This window comes from Streptomyces sp. EDA2-14 (assembly GCF_054963755.1).
The window spans coordinates 39,755-56,526 of record NZ_JBUEGE010000024.1 but is presented as its reverse complement, the minus strand read 5'-3'; the positions used below and the strand labels follow the sequence as shown (position 1 = coordinate 56,526).

Here is a 16,772-nt window from a genome sequence, read left to right as displayed (position 1 = left end):
GATCTGGTGCCCCAGTGCGTCCTGCTGGTGGGATCGAGCACTGGGGCACAATCTGAATCAGTCAGCCATGGGCAAGTAGACCCTGTTCCCGCTGGCAGCGAACTCCTTCGACTTCTGGAGCATCCCCGCAGCGACCTCCTCGGCCGTCGCTCCCGCAGCCGCCGTTCCACCGAACTGCTCTGTGATGGATCGACTAATCTTCATCGAGCAGAACTTCGGCCCGCACATCGAGCAGAAGTGCGCCGTCTTCGCGGGCTCGGCCGGCAGCGTCTCGTCGTGGAACTCCCGCGCCGTGTCCGGGTCGAGGGCCAGGTTGAACTGGTCCTCCCAGCGGAACTCGAAGCGGGCGTCGGAGAGCGCGTCGTCCCAGGCCTGTGCGTCCGGGTGGCCCTTGGCGAGGTCCGCCGCATGCGCCGCGATCTTGTACGTGATGACGCCGGTCTTCACGTCGTCGCGGTTGGGCAGGCCCAGGTGCTCCTTCGGCGTGACGTAGCAGAGCATCGCCGTGCCCCACCAGGCGATCATCGCGGCGCCGATCCCGGACGTGATGTGGTCGTACGCCGGGGCGACGTCGGTGGTCAGCGGGCCGAGCGTGTAGAACGGCGCCTCCTCGCAGATCTCCTGCTGGAGGTCGATGTTCTCCTTGATCTTGTGCATCGGGACGTGGCCCGGGCCCTCGATCATCGTCTGCACGTTGTGGCGCTTGGCGATGGAGTTCAATTCGCCGAGCGTCCTGAGCTCGGCGAACTGCGCCTCGTCGTTGGCGTCCGCGATGGAGCCGGGACGCAGGCCGTCGCCGAGCGAGTAGGTGACGTCGTAGGCCGCGAGGATCTCGCAGAGCTCCTCGAAGTTCTCGTAGAGGAAGCTCTCCTTGTGGTGCGCGAGGCACCACGCGGCCATGATCGAGCCGCCGCGCGAGACGATGCCGGTCTTGCGGTCGGCGGTCAGCGGCACGTACGGGAGGCGGACGCCGGCGTGGACCGTCATGTAGTCCACGCCCTGCTCGGCCTGCTCGATGACCGTGTCCTTGTAGATCTCCCAGGTCAGCTCCTCGGCCTTGCCGTCGACCTTTTCGAGCGCCTGGTAGAGCGGCACGGTGCCGATCGGGACGGGGGAGTTGCGCAGCACCCACTCGCGCGTGGTGTGGATGTTGCGGCCGGTGGAGAGGTCCATGACCGTGTCGGCGCCCCACTGGGTCGCCCAGGTCATCTTGTCCACCTCCTCCTCGATGGAGCTCGTCACGGCCGAGTTGCCGATGTTGGCGTTGACCTTCACCAGGAATCGCTTGCCGATGATCATCGGCTCGATCTCCGGGTGGTTGACGTTGGCGGGCAGCACGGCCCGGCCCGCCGCGATCTCGTCCCGCACGACCTCCGGCGCGACGTTCTCCCGGATGGCCACGTACTCCATCTCCGGGGTGATCTCGCCGCGGCGCGCGTATGCGAGTTGGGTCACGGCCTGGCCGTCGCGGCCGCGGCGCGGCTGGCGGGGACGGCCGGGGAAGACCGCGTCGAGGTTGCGCAGGCCGCCGCGCGGCGACGTGTGCTTGATTCCGTCGTCCTCGGGTCGGACGGGGCGGCCCGCGTACTCCTCGGTGTCGCCGCGGGTGATGATCCAGTTCTCCCGCAGCGGCGCGAGGCCGCGGCGGACATCGGTGTCGACGGTCGGGTCGGTGTACGGACCTGAGGTGTCGTACAGCGTCACCGACTGCCCATTGGTGAGGTGCACTTGACGGACCGGCACCTGGAGGTCGGGGCGCGAGCCCCGGATGTACCCCTTGTGCCAGCCGATGGACTGGCCGGTCTCCTCGGTCGAGCTGGAGGCAGGCGTGTGTGCGTCCGTTGTGGTCATGAGACCTACTCCCTACGCCGGCATTACCCGGTAACAGGTTCAGCGGTCGACGCAGCGGTATTCGTCCCTTGGTCGCGCGTTCCACGCCGTTTCACGTGAAACACGCCGGGACGAAGGTCAGCGCCCTCTCAGCCCGGTGCTCCGAGCTCCCGCGATGGCAAAAGCGCCTCCACGCTAACGTGACGTACGCCGCGTTGAACAGAGGGCCCCCTCCGTTCTTGCGATGATCTGGCGGTGACCACCAGCCAGCAGCCCCCAGCTCCGCCGTCCCATCCGCCGCACGGACACTCGCACAGCCACGGTCCCGCGGCGCCCGTCTCGCGGCACCTGCGCAAGGTGATCGCGGCCGTCCTCATCCCGTTCTCGGCCGCGGTCGTCGTGGGTCTCGTCGTGCTCTGGCCGGGCGGCGCACCACCGCACGAGCGCAGCGGCGTCGGCTTCGACCGGCAGACGCAGCAGGCCACGGTGACCAAGGTCGAGAAGGTCGACTGTTCGTCCGTGCACGCCCAGGGCCAGGCCTCGACCGGGGATCCCACGGCGCAGCAGGGCACCACGGGCGAGCAGAAGTCCGGTGGTACCTGCGAGAACGCGACGATCCGGATCGACAGCGGCAAGGACAAGGGCCGTACGTTCACCGAGGTCGTGCAGCCGGATTCGCCTCGGCAGTTGAAGGAGGGCCAGGAGGTGATCGCGGCCTATGCGCCGGACGCCCCCAAGGAGTTGCAGTACTCGGTCACCGATGTGAACCGCAAGGTCCCGATGGTGCTGCTGGCCGGTATCTTCGCGCTGGCCGTGGTCGTGGTGGGCCGGATGCGCGGCGTCATGGCGCTGGTCGCGCTCGCGATCAGTTTCCTGGTGCTGACGTTCTTCATCCTGCCCGCGATTCTGCAGGGGTCGAATCCCCTGATCGTCGCCGTGGTCGGCGCCAGCACGATCATGCTGGTCGCGCTCTACATGTGCCACGGGCTGACGGCCAGAACCTCGGTCGCCGTGCTCGGCACGCTCGTCTCGCTGCTGCTGATCGGCCTGTTGGGCTCGCTGTTCATCGGCTGGGCGGCCCTGACGGGCAACACCGACGACAACACGGGGCTGATCCACGGCCTGTACCCGGACATCGACATGAGCGGTCTGCTGCTCGCCGGCGTCATCATCGGCTCGCTGGGTGTGCTCGACGATGTGACGGTCACCCAGACCTCGGCCGTGTGGGAGCTGCACGAGGCGAACCCGACGCTGGGCCGACGCGCGCTGTACCGGGCGGCCATCCGTATCGGCCGGGATCACATCGCGTCGGTCGTCAACACGCTCGTCCTGGCGTACGCGGGCGCGGCGCTGCCGCTGCTGCTGCTCTTCTCGATCGCGCAGAGCAGCGTCGCCGACGTGGCCAACAGCGAGCTGGTGGCCGAGGAGATCGTGCGTACGCTGGTCGGCTCGATCGGCCTGGTGGCCTCGGTGCCGGTGACCACGGCGCTGGCCGCGCTCGTGGTCTCCGCCGACCGCCCGGAGGCGCGGGGCACCGCGAAGGCGGCTCCCGCTCCTGGACGCGGTGGCGGAGGGCGGCGACGTAAGCGCTGAAAAACGCGGAACTGCTCGGGCGCACCGCGCTGCTGAAGCGTTACGTCACGTCTGTTGTCGTGGGTCGTACGAGCCGATGGGGAGTCAGCCCGCGCTCTGTTCCTCGGCGAGGATCCGGTCCAGTGCCTCGTCGAGGTCGGACTCGAAGTCCACGCCCGTCTCCTCCTGGCCCAGCGGGACGAGCTTGTCCGTCCGGTCGAGGAACGCCACGAGCGGTGCGACCCCGGCCCGGAACAGGGCCTGGTCCGCGCCGACCTGGAGCCGGATGTGCACTTCGCCCGGCATCTCACCGACCGCACCACCCACCCGCTCCACCGGTGAGACCTGTACGTCTCCTTCGCCACTTGCCCCGTTGACCCCGTCGACGAGGAGCTCCCGGCCGAACGCCCAGGTCACGGGCGCGTCTCCGGGGAGATGGAAGGTCAGCCGCACGGCGTACGGATCGGTGGACTCGTACCGGAGCTCCACCGGAATGCGGAACGAGAGCTCCTCTGAAACGAGGAAGCTCATCATGACCTCTGCCTGAACTGCTTCTACCGACTCGCGCATCGCCTACCCCGTCAACTTGCCGTCGATTGGCCAGGAATTACCTCCCTGACTCTGCTGGCATCTTGCTCAACGTACACACAGGATTACAAGGAGTGAGTTTTCAAATGGTGATAGAGAAGGCGAGTGTTCCTACGAGCCTGCCGATCTCGTGCTGCAACTGACGGGCTGTGGGCAGCAGTTTCTCCGCCTGATGGGAAGGGAGAGAAATGGCCAAAGTTGCCGCGGTCGATCCGATCGTCAGGGGGAACGCGGCACAGGCGGTGCCGAGTGCGTACTCCTGGCGCTCGACGACCGGTTCCATGCGCCCCACCCGGCTCAGCTTCCGCAGGAGCGCACGGTCGTCCCGGACCGAGTACGGGGTGATGGACTGCGCGGGATACCGCTCCAGATGGTCCCTGCGGGCGTCCTCGTCGAGCTGGGAGAGCAGGCACTGGCCGATGGCGTGGGCGTGGCCGGTCTCCCGGAAGTCGGCCCACTGCTCGACGGCCGGGTTCGACGGGGTGTCGGCGACGGCGACGAGCTCGATCTCGCCGTCGCGGTAGACGGCGAAGTAGACCGGGACGCCTATGGTGTCGCGCCAGTGCCGCAGCGCATCGGTGATCATGCCGCGACGATTCTGCTGCGCTCCGCTGCTGCTCAAACGCTCGGCGGCGGCGCCGAAGACGAAGACGCCGTTCTCCCGGCGGAGGTATCCCTCGTGCGCCAGCGTGCGCAGCAGGTGGTACGCGGTGGGAAGGGCGAGGCCGGCTTCCCGCGCGAGTTGCTTGGCCGGCGCCCCGTCCTCATGGGAAGCGACCGCCTCAAGCAGTCGCATGGCCCGCTGTACGGAGCCGATGAGTGTCTGCGGGGCGGCGGGTGCGGTATCGACCGTGGCCAAGGTTCACTCCCGATGCGCGTGGGGGGCCCTCGCGTGCTCGGGGCTCGCAGGGGGCTAAAGCCATCGAATTCCGGACTCTAACCCTTGGCCACCGATTGGCGCCCGCCGCGCAAGGAAACTTCCCCCGGTCGTGCGAACGGTCGCGCGACGCAACGACCGGGATCCGCACACACGTGCGCGCCCGGCTTCACCAGTCGCGGCTCCGCGACGACGAACCGGCCGTGAACTTCCGCACGACGTAGATGAGTCCACCCACCAGTGCGGCGAACACCAGAACCTTGAACAGCAGGCCGATCACGAAGCCGACGACGCTCGCGATCAGACCGCCGAACACGACGATGGCGATGACCGGCACCGCGACCCACTTCACCCACCACGGCATGTCCGCGAATATCTCTCGCACTGCCATCGCTCCTTCGTTGTCTCTTCCGTTGGCTCTTCGAGGCTTCTGCTTAGATGCTGGCACGTCGAAGGCGCGTGCGGGCCCTTCCGATCCCTTGTCCTCCCCTGACCCGACCCTGAGGGAACCCCGAGGTGGGGACCGTTCCCGGGGCCGAGCCCTCAACCCTCAGGGGGCGAGAAGACGACGAGGACGCGCAGGTCTTCGCTGATGTGATGGAACTTGTGCGCGACGCCCGCCGGCACGTACACGACGCTGCCCCGGCCGACCTGGGTGGTCTCCATGCCGACCGTGATCGAACCGCGACCGCTGACCACGAGATAGACCTCGTCCTGGCCGTGCGGCTGCTGCGGGTCCTGCGTGCCCGCGTCAAGGGCGTACAGGCCGACCGACATATTTCGCTCCCGCAAAAACTGCAGGTAAGCCCCGTCGTTGGCGGCTCTTTCCGCCTCCAGTTCATCCAGCCGGAACGCCTTCATCGACCTCGTCCACCCCTGTCGGCAATCATGTCTGCAACGATCAGACACATGAAGAATTTCCTCGTCAAGACGATCGCCAACGCGGGGGCCCTGGCCGTCGCGGTCTGGGTGCTCGACAAGATCACCCTGACCGGCGACAGCACCGGCAAGAAGGTCGGCACGCTGGTCCTCGTCGCCCTCATCTTCGGCCTCGTCAACGTGATCGTGAAGCCGATCGTGAAGCTCCTGACCTTCCCGCTGTTCATCCTCACGCTCGGTCTGATCACGCTGGTCGTGAACGCCCTGATGCTGCTGCTGACCTCGTGGCTCGCCGACCAGGTGGACCTGAGCTTCCACGTCGACGGCTTCTGGACCGCGATCCTCGGCGGTCTGATCATTTCCGTCGTCTCCTGGGCGCTGAACGTCGTGCTGCCCGAGGGCAAGGACTGAGAGCGGCCGAGGATGACCTACTGCGTCTGTTTCGTCTGCACCGGCAACATCTGCCGCTCGCCCATGGCCGAGCACGTCTTCCGCGCCCGCGTCGAGGAGGCGGGGCTCGACGGCCTCGTCGAGGTCGACAGCGCGGGCACGGACGGCTGGCACGAGGGCGACGGCGCCGACCCGCGCACCGTCCACGTCCTCACCGAGAACGGCTACTCCTCCGAGCACACGGCCCGCCGGTTCCACAGCGACTGGTTCGCCGGCCGCGACCTGGTCGTCGCCCTCGACTCCGGCCATCTGCGCACCCTGCGCCGCCTGGCCCCGACGCCCGAGGACGCCGAGAAGGTGCGCCTGTTGCGTTCCTACGACGCCGGGGCCGACGGCGATCTCGATGTGCCCGATCCGTACTACGGTGACCTGAGTGGCTTCGAGGAGTGCCTGAAGCTGGTCGAGGCGGCGTCCGAGGGGCTTCTCGCATCCGTACGAGCGGCGGTGGAGGGACAGGACGCATGACGGGGCCTTCGGCACAGTGGCCGGGAGACGGCACGCGGGCGGTTCGGGCGGGTCTGCCCGAGCCGGTCAAGAACGAACCGACCCTGCCGGGGCCAGTGTTCGCCGCACACTTCCATCTGCCCGGCGATGTGTCGGGGCCCTATGCCTACGGCCGTGACGAGAACCCGACGTGGACGCATCTCGAACGTGCCATCAGCGAGTTGGAGGCTCCGGACCACTCCGAAGTGCAGTCGCTCGCCTTCGCCTCCGGCATGGCCGCGATCTCCGCGGTCCTCTTCTCGCAGCTGCGCGCGGGCGACGCGGTGGTCCTGCCTGCCGATGGGTACCAGGTCTTCCCGCTCGTCCGCGAGCAGCTCAGCGCGTACGGGATCGAGGTGCGCACCGCGCCCACCGGTGGCGACGCGCAGCTCGACGTGCTCGACGGGGCGCGCCTGCTATGGCTCGAGACGCCCTCCAACCCCGGCCTCGACGTCTGCGACATCCGGCGCCTCTCCGACGCCGCCCACGCGCGCGGGGCGCTCGTGGCCGTGGACAACACACTCGCGACGCCGCTCGGGCAGCGCCCGCTGGAACTGGGCGCGGACTTCGCGGTGGCCAGCGGCACCAAGCAGCTCACGGGCCACGGCGACCTCCTGCTCGGCTACGTGGCGTGCGCCGACGCCGAGCTGATCGCCTCGGTGAAGCGCTGGCGCAAGATCGTCGGGGCTATTCCGGGGCCGATGGAGGCCTGGCTCGCGCACCGGTCCCTCGCCACGCTCGAACTGCGCGCCGAGCGGCAGAGCGCCAACGCGCTGGCCGTGGCGCGCGCCCTGCTGGAGCACGCGGAGGTCTCCGGGGTGCGCCATCCCGGCCTGCCCGCCGATCCCTCCCATGCCGTCGCCGCGCGTCAGATGCGGCGGTTCGGCTCTGTGGTGTCCTTCGAGCTGCCGTCGCGCGAGCGGGCCGAGCGGTTCCTCGATGCCCTGACGCTGGTGGACGACGCGACGAGTTTCGGCGGCGTACGCTCCACCGCCGAGCGGCGCGGGCGCTGGGGCGGGGACGCGGTCGCCGAGGGCTTCATCCGCTTCTCCGCGGGCTCCGAGAACACCGAGGACCTGGTGACGGACGTGCTGCGGGCGCTGGACGGGACGGTGCAGCAGCCCTCCGCTTAGCGATTTCCCCTGGCAGCTGGTGCCGCGCTACGCACAACGGACGGTCCGAGCCTCCCCCCTCGTGGCTCGGACCGTCCCGGTTCTGCGCGCGAAGAACCGCGCGAACAAGGCTAGTTGACTCTGTGTCAGTGTCCAATCACGGTAGCGACAGAGACCTATCGACTTATTTATAGTTGGGCGCGGCTCGGGGGCCTGGAAGGGAGGCGTGCCGCGGTGGATCTCGCGTTGCTGCGCACCTTTGTGACGGTGCATCGTGCCGGGTCGTTCACCCGCGCGGCCGCTCTGCTCGGCCTGTCCCAGCCGGCGGTCACCTCTCAGATCCGCACGCTGGAGCGGCAGTTGGGACGCCCGCTCTTCCTGCGCCAGGCACGCGGTGTGACGGCCACGACGATCGGCGACGAACTGGCCCACAAGGCGGCCCCGCATCTCGACGCCCTCATGGAGATAGCCGAGGCCGGACTCGACGAGGAGTCCGCCCCGCGCACGCTGCATCTGGCAGGGCCGCCGGAGTTCACCGCGGAGCGCGCGCTGCCCGCGCTCACGGCCCTGACCCGCGACGACGGGCAGAGCATCGCGTTACGGGCGTCCTTCGGCACGGCCGAGGAAACCCTGGAGGGGCTGTCGGCTGGGCACCACGATCTGGGCATCGCGACGGTCCGCCCGCGGGGCGCCCTGCTCACGGCGACTCCGCTCTGCGACGAGGAGCACGTGCTGACCGCCGCCCCGCGGTTCGCCGCCCGGATCGGCCCCGGCATGCTGCACCGCGACGCGGCGCCGTCCCTGGAGAAATTCCCCGTGGTCGAGGTGCACGAGTCGTTGCCGCTGGTCAGCCGCTACTGGGCCGCGGTCTTCGACTCCCGGCCCGCCGTCTCCGGCACGGTCGTGGTGCCCGATCTGCGCGCGGTGCTCGCCTGTGTGGTCGCGGGCGCCGGTCTCGCCGTCCTGCCGCGCTATCTGTGCGAGGAGAGCCTGGAGCGCGGCGAGATCGTCGCCCTGCTCGACCCGCCCGTGCCGCCGCTGCGTACGTACTTCCTGGTGGTGCGCACCGGCACACTCGCCATGCCGCACATCGCGCGGGCGCACGAGTGGCTGCTGCGCGCCGCGGTCGACTGGTCATGAGCGGGCGCCAAGCGGAGCGGGATGTTTCACGTGGAACCAGCCGGGCCACATTTCTCCCATGACCGTCCGACCCGTGGTCAAGCGCACCGCACGCGCCGTCCTGCTGGATGGCGACAACCTGATTCTGATCAAGCGGACCAAGCCCGGCGTCGATCCGTACTGGGTGACTCCCGGTGGCGGGGTCGAGCCGGAGGACACGACCGTCGTGGACGCCCTCCATCGCGAGGTGCACGAGGAACTCGGCGCCAAGATCGTCGACGTGGTGCCCTGCTTCGTGGACACCGTCGAGCACATCGGCGAGGACGGCGGCGCGACCGGCGTGAAGGTCCAGCACTTCTTCGTCTGCCGCCTGGAGTCGATGGACACCGCCCAGCGGCACGGGCCCGAGGTCGAGGACCCGTGCGGCATCTACGAGATCGTGCGGGTGCCGTTCACCCGCGTCGGCATCGCGTCCGTCCACCTGGTGCCGCTCTCGCTGCGCCACTACCTGGACGGCAACATCGAGGGCGTACGGGCGATGCACGCGCCCGACCTGGGCTGAGGCCCCGCTCCGCGGTCCTCGCCTCGGCTCAGCCCGCTGCCGCGACCAGGTCCTCCACCGAGTCGTGCCGGATGCGGCTGCCGGGGATGCCGATGCGCTGCAACGCATCGATGCTGCTGCGGATCATGCCGGGCGGACCGGAGAGGTACGCGTCGTACTCGTTCCACGGGCCGTACTCGCGCACCGCGTCCGGGAGCTGGAGATGGGCCTGCTGGTCGACGATGGGGCGCACCGAGAGCCACGGGTGGCTCTGCGAGAGGCGCAGCATCGTGTCGATGTCGTACAGGTCGTGATTGGTGCGGGCGCCGTAGAACACCTCGACCGAGCGCTGCTGCCCGTGCTCGGCCACGTCCTCGACGAGCGCCTTGATGGGCGCGATGCCGGTGCCGCCGCCCAGACAGAGCAGTCCGGTGTCGGTGGTGTGGTCGACGGTCATGGAGCCGGCGGGCGGGCCGAGGCGCACCACGTCGCCGGGGCGGGCCCGGTGCACCAGGGCGTTGGACACCCAGCCCGCCGGGACTGCCTTCACGTGGAACGAGAGCAGCCCGTCCGAGCGGGGCGCGGACGCGAACGAGTAGTGCCGCCAGATCCGCGGCCACCACGGCGTCTCCAGCGTCGTGTACTGCCCGGCCAGGAACGGGTATGGCTGATCGGGCCGGACCGTCACCACGGCGACGTCAGAGGTGCGCAGATCGTGCGAGACGACCTCGGCCATCCACCAGGCGGGGGCCTTCAGCTCGTCCTCGGCCGCCGAGTCGATCATGACCTGGGAGATCGTCGTGTACGTGCGCACCCAGGCGGCCTCGGTCTCCGCGCTCCACGTGGTCGTGGCGTACTGGGTGAGCGCGGCGATCAGGCACTCGCCGACGGCCGGGTAGTGGTCGGCCTGCGTGCCGTACTTGCGGTGGCCGCGCCCCAGGTTCTTCAGGTACGCCACGAGGACGTCCTTGTTGTCGATGTTCTCCGCGGCGGTCAGCAGCGCCTTGAGGAGCCGGTCGCGCTGTGTGTCCATCGCCGGGGGGAAGAGCGGGCGCAGTTCGGGGTGGCGCACGAAGAGCAGTGCGTAGAAGTACGACGTGACCCTGTCGGCGACGGGGCCGATCTCCTCCATGGTGCGGCGGACGAGGACCGCGTCCGGGGAGGCGTGCGTGGGGGCGGAGTTCGCCGGGGCGGCCACGGGGCCGGGCGTCTCGGCGGCACGCGGCGGCGCGGGCTGCTGCGTCGGGGGCACGACCGGTTCCTGACGAGGCTCCGGTATTCGGTGCTCCTCCTGCGTCGCCTCCTGGTCAGGGCCGTCGGAGGGCGGTTGCGGGGCCGGGGCCTTGCGCGGTGTGAACCAGCCGCCCCCACCGTCCGAACCGGAATCGGCCGACGGCGTGGTGGTCGGAGCGTCCATGCTGTGCCTCGCCTCGAACATTCTTCGGTCGGTCAACGTACTCCCGAGCTGTTCCGCGCTCGGAAACTGTGGGCTATCCCCCCGGATGCCTCGACAACAATGCAGTCCACATTGAACACTGCATTCCCGGCGGCTACCGACAAGTAAGGCAGAGTGTGACATTGTCCGCAGTCGCCGCACCGCAGCTTGCCACGCGGTGTGATTGCACAGAACGCAAAGCGGAAAGTGCAGGTCTTCGATCTCTCCGTCCCGTTACGCTGCGTGTGCCTGCGCGCATCACGGGCTTCCCCTGGGCCTTCTCCGGCCACCCGTCGCGATCCGATGCCGACGATACCGGCCACCGCGAAGTCGACAACCCCCTCCCGGCATAACTGCGGATTAAGCGAACCTCGGCCACTCCGTAAATTCCTCAATTACCGTTCGCGGCGCGCCAATTCGCACGGCTCATGCCGTCAGGCGCAGACGAGAGCCGCCCCCCGGCGCCATGTTTCACGTGAAACTAGCGCCGTGGCCGAAAGCACCGGGTTACTGCCGACAAAGCGGTGGACGTCACGGGGCAAAGTCCGACAGCCTGACCTGCGTGTCGACACCTTTGCTCTCCGGCCTGCCCATCCGCCGTCTCACCCCGCGCGACGTCCTCGCCTGCGCCGACCTGTCCGAGAATCGGGGCTGGCCCCGTGAGGAACACAAGTGGCGGCTCCTGCTGTCCGCCGGTACCGGCTACGGCATCGACGACCCCGACGGCGGCCTCGTCAGCGCCTGTGTGGTGACCGAGTACGGCCCTCGGGAGCGGCCCGAACTCGGCGCGATCGGCATGGTCCTGGTCGCCGAACGGCACGCCCGCAAGGGCGTCGGCAGGCGCCTGATGCGCTACGTCGTCGAGCGGGCGGGCACGACCCCGCTCACGCTCCACGCGACACCGTACGGACGCCCGCTCTACGAGGAGTTGGGCTTCAAGGTCACGGGGCGGGCCGAGATGGTGCGCGGCCGCTTCGTCGCGGGCGGGGCCCTGCCCGACGTCACCACCCGCGCGGCAACGGCGGAGGATCTCACGGCGATCCTCCGCCTGGACGCGGAGGTCTTCGGCCCGGATCGCACGCATGTCATCACCCGACTCCCGGCTTTCGCCGATCAGTTGCGGGTGGCCGTGGACGGTGGGGCCGGTGGCGGGCTCATCGGTTTCGCGGCCGCCTGGCCCAACGAGAACACCCACGTCGTCGGCCCGCTCGTCGCCCGCGACACCGCGACCGCACAGGCCCTTGTGGCCTCGCTCGCGGCGGGTACGGACCGGCCGCTGCGCACCGACATCGACGTACGCCACGAGGAACTGCTGGCGTGGCTCAAGGAGCGCGGGCTCGCGGCCGTCGGCCTCAACGCGGTCATGAACTACGGGGCTTCGGATCTGCCCGGCGACTGGACGCGCCGCTTCGCACCGCTGACCGTGGCAGCGGGCTGAATACACGTCCGCCCCAAGTACCGCTGCGGTGCGGTGGCTTGGGGCGGGCGAGGCGCGCTCGTGTTGTCACGTGAGTGTTGTTGCGCTTGATGTTGTTACGCGTGTGTTGTTACGCGAGGGCCTCCACGGCGGCGGTGGCGAAGCCGTGGTCCTGATCGGGGGCGCCGCCGCCGACGCCGATGGCGCCGATGAGCCGACCGTCGCGGTGGACCGGCAGACCGCCGGCGATGAACAGCAGCGGCCGGTCCAGCGCGGTGGGCAGGGTGTGGAACGGGCCTTCGGGCTTGACCAGGTCGACGAGGTCGGCGGTGGGGGCGTTCAGCTGGAGCGCGGTGTACGCCTTGCGGGTGCTGGTCTCGCCGGAGATGAGGACGGCGCGGTCGTCGCGGCGGAAGGCCAGGAGGTGCCCGCCCGCGTCGAGGACGGTGACGCTGACCGTGACTCCGGCCGCTTCGGCGGCGAGGCGAGCGGCGGAGACCAGGGTCTCGGCGTCCTGTGTGCTGAGCGGTGTGACGGCGGTGGTGCTCATGAGGTGGTGCTCCTTGCGGTGGTGCTGAGAGGTGCTGGGGGCGGGGGCGTCGTCGACCCCGCCGACCGGGGGTTTGTCAGTGGTGGACCGGCTCGGCGTGCGGCTGCTCGGCGGCCGCGACGATCCGGCCAGGAGCGGGCGAGCGGCGCTCGAGGGCCGCGGACAGTACGGCCAGGACGAGGGCGGCCGCGGCGAGCACGGCGCCCACCCAGTTCGGGGAGGTGTAGCCGAAGCCCGCAGCGATCACCATGCCGCCGAGCCAGGCGGAGAGGGCGTTGCCGAGGTTGAAGGCGCCGATGTTGACGGCGGAGGCGAGCGTCGGGGCGCCGGAGGCCTGGTCGAGGACGCGCTTCTGCAGCGGCGGCACCGTCGCGAAGCCGAGCGCGCCGATCAGCATGATGGAGATCGCGGCCAGGACCTTGTTGTGCGCGGTGACCGTGAACAGGGCGAGCACGAGGGCGAGCGCGCCCAGCGACACGTACAGCATGGGCATCAGGGCGCGGTCGGCGAACTTTCCGCCGATGAGGTTGCCCGCGACCATGCCGAGGCCGAAGAGGACCATGAGCCAGGTGACGGATCCGTCCGCGTAGCCGGCGACGTGCGTCATCATCGGCGCGATGTAGGTGACGGCCGCGAAGACGCCGCCGAAGCCGAGCACGGTCATCGCCATGGCGAGCACGACCTGCACGTTCTTGAACGCGGCCAGCTCGTGACGCAGCCGCACGCCTTCCGGCTTGGGCAGGTCGGGCACGAGCTTGGCGATACCGGCGAGGCCGATGACACCGAGCGCGGCGACGACCGTGAAGGTGACGCGCCAGCCGACCGACTGGCCGATGAAGGTGCCGAGCGGGACACCGACGACGTTGGCGACGGTCAGGCCCGTGAACATCATGGCGATCGCTCCGGCCTTCTTCGCCGGTGCCACCAGCTCGGCCGCGACGACCGAACCGATGCCGAAGAACGCGCCGTGGGCGAGCGAGGCGACCACCCGGCCGATCAGCATGACGGCGAAGACGGGCGCGACGGCGGAGAGCAGGTTGCCGACGATGAAGAAGCCCAGGAGCAGCATCAGCATCCGCTTGCGCGGGATGCGCTGACCGAGGGCGGTCATCAGCGGGGCACCGAACATGACGCCGAGTGCATAACCGGTGACCAGGTATCCGGCCGTCGGGATGGAGACGCCGAAGTCACCCGCGACCTCTGGGAGCAACCCCATGATCACGAATTCCGTGGTCCCGATCCCGAAGGCCCCGATCGCGAGGGCGAGAAGCGCGAGAGGCATTGAAGGGGTCCCTTCCAGACTGTTGCGGGTGCGCTTTACGAGACCTCACAATAATTGCAGACGCTGGTTAATTGCAAACGCGGGCAACCTCCACGCATCGACTACCCTGGAGGGAGCCCGCTCCGAGACGGAGGAACCACGTAGCCATGACCGCCACAGATCCCGCACTGACCGCCCTCTCCCAGAGCTGGTGCGCACTCTCCCTGCTGCACGGGAGGATCGAGTCCCACATCGAGCGCGCGCTGCAGGCCGGCCACGGGCTGAGCGTGCGCGAGTACTCGCTTCTCGACGTCCTCAGCCGTCAGCACGACGGGGAAGGCGGTCACCTGCAGATGAAGCAGGTGGCCGACGCCGTCGTCCTCAGCCAGAGCGCGACCACCCGTCTGGTCACCCGGCTCGAGGAGCGCGGCCTGCTGCTGCGCTACCTGTGCCCGACAGACCGGCGGGGCATCTACACGAACGTCTCCGACGCCGGGTTCAAGCTCCTCGAAGAGGCCCGCCCCACGAACTCGGCGGCGCTGCGAGAGGCCCTCGACACCGCGGCCGAGAACCCGGAACTGGCCCCTCTGGTGAAGGCCGTCGAGGGGCTGCACGCGGTCTCCCCGGCCGAGAGCAGCCCGGCGGGACTCCCCGCATAGGCTCACCCCATGGGAGATCTTGAGATCAGGCCGGCCGCGGCCGAGGACATTCCGGAGATCGTCGCCATGCTGGCGGACGACCCGCTGGGCGCCCAGCGGGAGTCGCCGGAGGACCTCGCGCCGTACCTCGCCGCGCACGCCCGCCTGACGGCCGACGCGAATCAGCACCTCGTCGTCGCCATGCGCGAGGGCCGTGTCGTCGGCACGCTGCAACTCAGCATCATCCCCGGGCTCTCCCGGAAGGGCGCCACCCGCTCGGTCATCGAGGCCGTGCGCATCCACGCGGACGAGCGCGGCAGTGGCCTCGGCACGCAGCTCATCGAGTGGGCCGTCGAAGAGTCCCGGCGCCAGGACTGCCAGTTGGTACAGCTGACCTCCGATGCGACGCGCACCGACGCCCACCGCTTCTACGAGCGGCTGGGCTTCGTGGGCTCACATCTGGGCTTCAAGCTGCAACTGTGACGCTGTGACCAGAGGGGCGGTCAGGAAGCGTCGTTTCACGTGAAACCACACGCCGACTATCTGGCACTGTCGATCGGCTGATTCATGGTCGGTCGGCTGTTTCACGTGAAACAGCCGACCGACAGTGCCGCGCATCACCGCGGAATACCCCGCCATCCCTCCGGGTCCACCCCACCGGGCACCGGCCCGTCCGCCGGGTACGGCTCCCGCGTGAAGACGAACGATCCGAGGTCGAGGTGGCTCACCGTCCCGTCGGCCCGCCGGACGGCCCGGAGTGACTCCCCCGCGTAGTAGCCGTCGAGCCCGGTCCAGGTGCCGTCGCCGTTCGACCGGAATCGGGAGCGTCGTCCACCGTCGGCCGCCGGCCCCAGCTCGACAGCGCCGTCCGCCGCCAGGCGCAGCACCACGGCCTGTGTCCCCCAGTACCAGGGCCCCGTCAGCGCCAGTTCGGACGCATCCACGTCGGGGAGCGGACGCCACGGCTCGGGGAGCCGCGGCTCGGCTTCGGCCACGATCGCCAGCAGCTCGGCGGCGAGCGTCGCCACGGGCACGCCCGACGTGCAGTTGGCGAGGGCGACCGCCACGATCCCCTCCTCCTCGCACAGCCACAGTCCCGCCACGAAACCCGGCAGCGATCCGGTGTGTCCGGCCAGCGTGAGGCTGTCACCTCGGACCACCTGCATCCCGAGCCCGTACGACTCCTGCCAAGAACCCGGCAGGACCGGCGCGGCGGGCGTCCGCAGTTCCCGAACGGACGCCGCGCTCAGCACCCGGTCGTCGCCGGCCATGAGGAAGGAGGCGAAGACGGCCAGGTCGCGGGTAGTGGACCAGAGTTGACCGGCGGGGGCCATCAGGCCCAGGTCCACGCTCGGCTCGGGAAGCAGCACATCCGCGTACGGGTGCACGGCCCAGCCTCCGGCGTGCGGGTGCTGGGCTTGGACGCTTGTGCGGGTCAGACCCAGTGGTTCGAGGATCTCCTCGCGCAGGACCTCTTCCCAGGATGCTCCGCGCACCGCTTCGACCAGTGCGCCCAGGAGCGTGTAGCCGGGGTTGGAGTAGTGGTGGACACGGCCCACGGGGTGCCGGAAGGGCCGCTCGCCGAGGACGTCGGTGAGGGTCGGGCGCAGTTCGGCGGAGCTGCGCTCCCACCATTCCCCCGGAGTCTCAGCGGCCAACCCGGCGGTGTGGGAGAGAAGTTCGGCGATGGTCACCGTGCCGACACCGGTACCGGGCAGATGCTTGTCCAGCGGGTCCGCCAGGTCGAGGAGGCCTTCGTCCCGCAGCCGCAGCACGAGCACGGCGGTGAAGGTCTTGGTGATCGAGCCGATGCGGTACTGCACGTGCTCGTCCGGCCCGTGCCCGTCCACCGAGGTTCGCGAACCGGTCCACACCAGCTCGCCGTCCCGCGCGACCGCGGTCACGAGTGAGGGCGCCCGCCCTTCGCTCTGGGCCACGGCGACGCGGTGCAGGAGGGCGCGGCGCGTGGTGGGCAGCAACTCTTCCGGGGATGTCGTCATGGCCCCAGTCCATCCCGACC

General features: G+C 69.5%; 18 protein-coding genes. 9 read left to right on the top strand and 9 right to left on the bottom strand.

The annotated features are described in order from the left end of the window. Window positions 1-57 precede the first annotated feature (57 nt). Window positions 58-1,851, bottom strand: a complete 1,794-nt coding sequence (thiC, locus tag ACY34M_RS36765) for a phosphomethylpyrimidine synthase ThiC (RefSeq protein WP_462720815.1) — start codon at window positions 1,849-1,851, stop codon at window positions 58-60. A gap of 234 nt (window positions 1,852-2,085) precedes the next feature. Between thiC and ACY34M_RS36760 the strand changes: the two genes are divergently transcribed. Further along, a complete protein-coding gene (locus ACY34M_RS36760) occupies window positions 2,086-3,423 on the top strand; it encodes a YibE/F family protein (protein WP_462720816.1) in 1,338 nt (445 codons plus the stop codon). Between the two features lie 84 nt (window positions 3,424-3,507). Here the strand turns inward: ACY34M_RS36760 and ACY34M_RS36755 are convergent, their stop codons facing one another. The 4 genes from ACY34M_RS36755 to ACY34M_RS36740 form a co-directional block, all read right to left on the bottom strand. Next, window positions 3,508-3,972 (bottom strand): SsgA family sporulation/cell division regulator, encoded by a 465-nt coding sequence (locus ACY34M_RS36755; RefSeq protein WP_462720817.1) that lies wholly within the window; start codon window positions 3,970-3,972, stop codon window positions 3,508-3,510. 100 nt (window positions 3,973-4,072) lie between these two features. After that, window positions 4,073-4,786 carry an IclR family transcriptional regulator gene (locus tag ACY34M_RS36750; protein ID WP_462720868.1) on the bottom strand — a complete coding sequence of 238 codons (714 nt, stop codon included), beginning with the start codon at window positions 4,784-4,786 and terminating at the stop codon, window positions 4,073-4,075. Window positions 4,787-5,036: 250 nt separating this feature from the next. Then, window positions 5,037-5,252 (bottom strand): DUF5326 family protein, encoded by a 216-nt coding sequence (locus tag ACY34M_RS36745; RefSeq protein WP_462720818.1) that lies wholly within the window; start codon window positions 5,250-5,252, stop codon window positions 5,037-5,039. A gap of 158 nt (window positions 5,253-5,410) precedes the next feature. Further along, on the bottom strand, window positions 5,411-5,728 hold the full coding sequence (locus ACY34M_RS36740; RefSeq protein WP_306322730.1) for a cupin domain-containing protein: 318 nt from the start codon (window positions 5,726-5,728) through the stop codon (window positions 5,411-5,413). Window positions 5,729-5,776: 48 nt separating this feature from the next. Here ACY34M_RS36740 and ACY34M_RS36735 point away from each other — a divergent pair, with 48 nt between their 5' ends. From ACY34M_RS36735 to ACY34M_RS36715, 5 genes are all read left to right on the top strand, one after another. Continuing rightward, on the top strand, window positions 5,777-6,157 hold the full coding sequence (locus ACY34M_RS36735; protein WP_462720819.1) for a phage holin family protein: 381 nt from the start codon (window positions 5,777-5,779) through the stop codon (window positions 6,155-6,157). 12 nt (window positions 6,158-6,169) lie between these two features. After that, window positions 6,170-6,661, top strand: coding sequence for a low molecular weight protein-tyrosine-phosphatase (locus ACY34M_RS36730; protein WP_462720820.1), 492 nt, complete (start codon window positions 6,170-6,172; stop codon window positions 6,659-6,661). Next, window positions 6,658-7,812: a cystathionine gamma-lyase gene (locus ACY34M_RS36725; RefSeq protein ID WP_462720821.1), complete on the top strand. Its 1,155-nt coding sequence runs from the start codon at window positions 6,658-6,660 to the stop codon at window positions 7,810-7,812. Before ACY34M_RS36730 ends, ACY34M_RS36725 begins: the two co-directional genes overlap by 4 nt. A 213-nt stretch (window positions 7,813-8,025) precedes the next feature. Further along, window positions 8,026-8,931: a LysR family transcriptional regulator gene (locus ACY34M_RS36720; RefSeq protein ID WP_462720822.1), complete on the top strand. Its 906-nt coding sequence runs from the start codon at window positions 8,026-8,028 to the stop codon at window positions 8,929-8,931. Window positions 8,932-8,989: 58 nt separating this feature from the next. Further along, window positions 8,990-9,472, top strand: coding sequence for an NUDIX domain-containing protein (locus ACY34M_RS36715; protein ID WP_462720823.1), 483 nt, complete (start codon window positions 8,990-8,992; stop codon window positions 9,470-9,472). A gap of 28 nt (window positions 9,473-9,500) precedes the next feature. On the opposite strand, the gene ACY34M_RS36710 is transcribed toward ACY34M_RS36715, so the two are convergent. After that, on the bottom strand, window positions 9,501-10,868 hold the full coding sequence (locus ACY34M_RS36710; protein ID WP_462720824.1) for a globin domain-containing protein: 1,368 nt from the start codon (window positions 10,866-10,868) through the stop codon (window positions 9,501-9,503). Window positions 10,869-11,448: 580 nt separating this feature from the next. On the opposite strand from ACY34M_RS36710, the gene ACY34M_RS36705 reads away from it, so the two are divergent. Further along, window positions 11,449-12,324 (top strand): GNAT family N-acetyltransferase, encoded by an 876-nt coding sequence (locus ACY34M_RS36705; RefSeq protein WP_462720825.1) that lies wholly within the window; start codon window positions 11,449-11,451, stop codon window positions 12,322-12,324. A gap of 109 nt (window positions 12,325-12,433) precedes the next feature. Here the strand turns inward: ACY34M_RS36705 and ACY34M_RS36700 are convergent, their stop codons facing one another. Continuing rightward, complete coding sequence (locus tag ACY34M_RS36700) at window positions 12,434-12,853, bottom strand: GlcG/HbpS family heme-binding protein (protein ID WP_462720826.1); 420 nt, start codon at window positions 12,851-12,853, stop codon at window positions 12,434-12,436. A gap of 76 nt (window positions 12,854-12,929) precedes the next feature. After that, window positions 12,930-14,135 carry an MFS transporter gene (locus ACY34M_RS36695; protein ID WP_462720827.1) on the bottom strand — a complete coding sequence of 402 codons (1,206 nt, stop codon included), beginning with the start codon at window positions 14,133-14,135 and terminating at the stop codon, window positions 12,930-12,932. Window positions 14,136-14,281: 146 nt separating this feature from the next. On the opposite strand from ACY34M_RS36695, the gene ACY34M_RS36690 reads away from it, so the two are divergent. Beyond that, a complete protein-coding gene (locus tag ACY34M_RS36690) occupies window positions 14,282-14,773 on the top strand; it encodes a MarR family winged helix-turn-helix transcriptional regulator (protein ID WP_462720828.1) in 492 nt (163 codons plus the stop codon). A gap of 9 nt (window positions 14,774-14,782) precedes the next feature. Next, window positions 14,783-15,235 carry an N-acetyltransferase family protein gene (locus tag ACY34M_RS36685; protein ID WP_462720829.1) on the top strand — a complete coding sequence of 151 codons (453 nt, stop codon included), beginning with the start codon at window positions 14,783-14,785 and terminating at the stop codon, window positions 15,233-15,235. A 134-nt stretch (window positions 15,236-15,369) separates the two neighbouring features. Here ACY34M_RS36685 and ACY34M_RS36680 read toward each other — a convergent pair whose 3' ends face one another. After that, window positions 15,370-16,752 (bottom strand): serine hydrolase domain-containing protein, encoded by a 1,383-nt coding sequence (locus ACY34M_RS36680; protein ID WP_462720830.1) that lies wholly within the window; start codon window positions 16,750-16,752, stop codon window positions 15,370-15,372. Window positions 16,753-16,772 lie beyond the last annotated feature (20 nt).

Bases quoted from the DNA above. Each gene is read 5' to 3' on its own strand.
- ACY34M_RS36690 (WP_462720828.1), top strand. From the start codon at position 14,282: ATGACCGCCACAGATCCCGCACTGACCGCCCTCTCCCAGAGCTGGTGC.
- ACY34M_RS36685 (WP_462720829.1), top strand. From the start codon at position 14,783: ATGGGAGATCTTGAGATCAGGCCGGCCGCGGCCGAGGACATTCCGGAG.
- ACY34M_RS36750 (WP_462720868.1), bottom strand. From the start codon at position 4,786: ATGCGACTGCTTGAGGCGGTCGCTTCCCATGAGGACGGGGCGCCGGCC.
- ACY34M_RS36700 (WP_462720826.1), bottom strand. From the start codon at position 12,853: ATGAGCACCACCGCCGTCACACCGCTCAGCACACAGGACGCCGAGACC.
- ACY34M_RS36735 (WP_462720819.1), top strand. From the start codon at position 5,777: ATGAAGAATTTCCTCGTCAAGACGATCGCCAACGCGGGGGCCCTGGCC.
- ACY34M_RS36730 (WP_462720820.1), top strand. From the start codon at position 6,170: ATGACCTACTGCGTCTGTTTCGTCTGCACCGGCAACATCTGCCGCTCG.
- ACY34M_RS36680 (WP_462720830.1), bottom strand. From the start codon at position 16,752: ATGACGACATCCCCGGAAGAGTTGCTGCCCACCACGCGCCGCGCCCTC.
- ACY34M_RS36695 (WP_462720827.1), bottom strand. From the start codon at position 14,135: ATGCCTCTCGCGCTTCTCGCCCTCGCGATCGGGGCCTTCGGGATCGGG.
- ACY34M_RS36715 (WP_462720823.1), top strand. From the start codon at position 8,990: ATGACCGTCCGACCCGTGGTCAAGCGCACCGCACGCGCCGTCCTGCTG.
- ACY34M_RS36740 (WP_306322730.1), bottom strand. From the start codon at position 5,728: ATGAAGGCGTTCCGGCTGGATGAACTGGAGGCGGAAAGAGCCGCCAAC.
- thiC (WP_462720815.1), bottom strand. From the start codon at position 1,851: ATGACCACAACGGACGCACACACGCCTGCCTCCAGCTCGACCGAGGAG.
- ACY34M_RS36755 (WP_462720817.1), bottom strand. From the start codon at position 3,972: ATGCGCGAGTCGGTAGAAGCAGTTCAGGCAGAGGTCATGATGAGCTTC.
- ACY34M_RS36725 (WP_462720821.1), top strand. From the start codon at position 6,658: ATGACGGGGCCTTCGGCACAGTGGCCGGGAGACGGCACGCGGGCGGTT.
- ACY34M_RS36710 (WP_462720824.1), bottom strand. From the start codon at position 10,868: ATGGACGCTCCGACCACCACGCCGTCGGCCGATTCCGGTTCGGACGGT.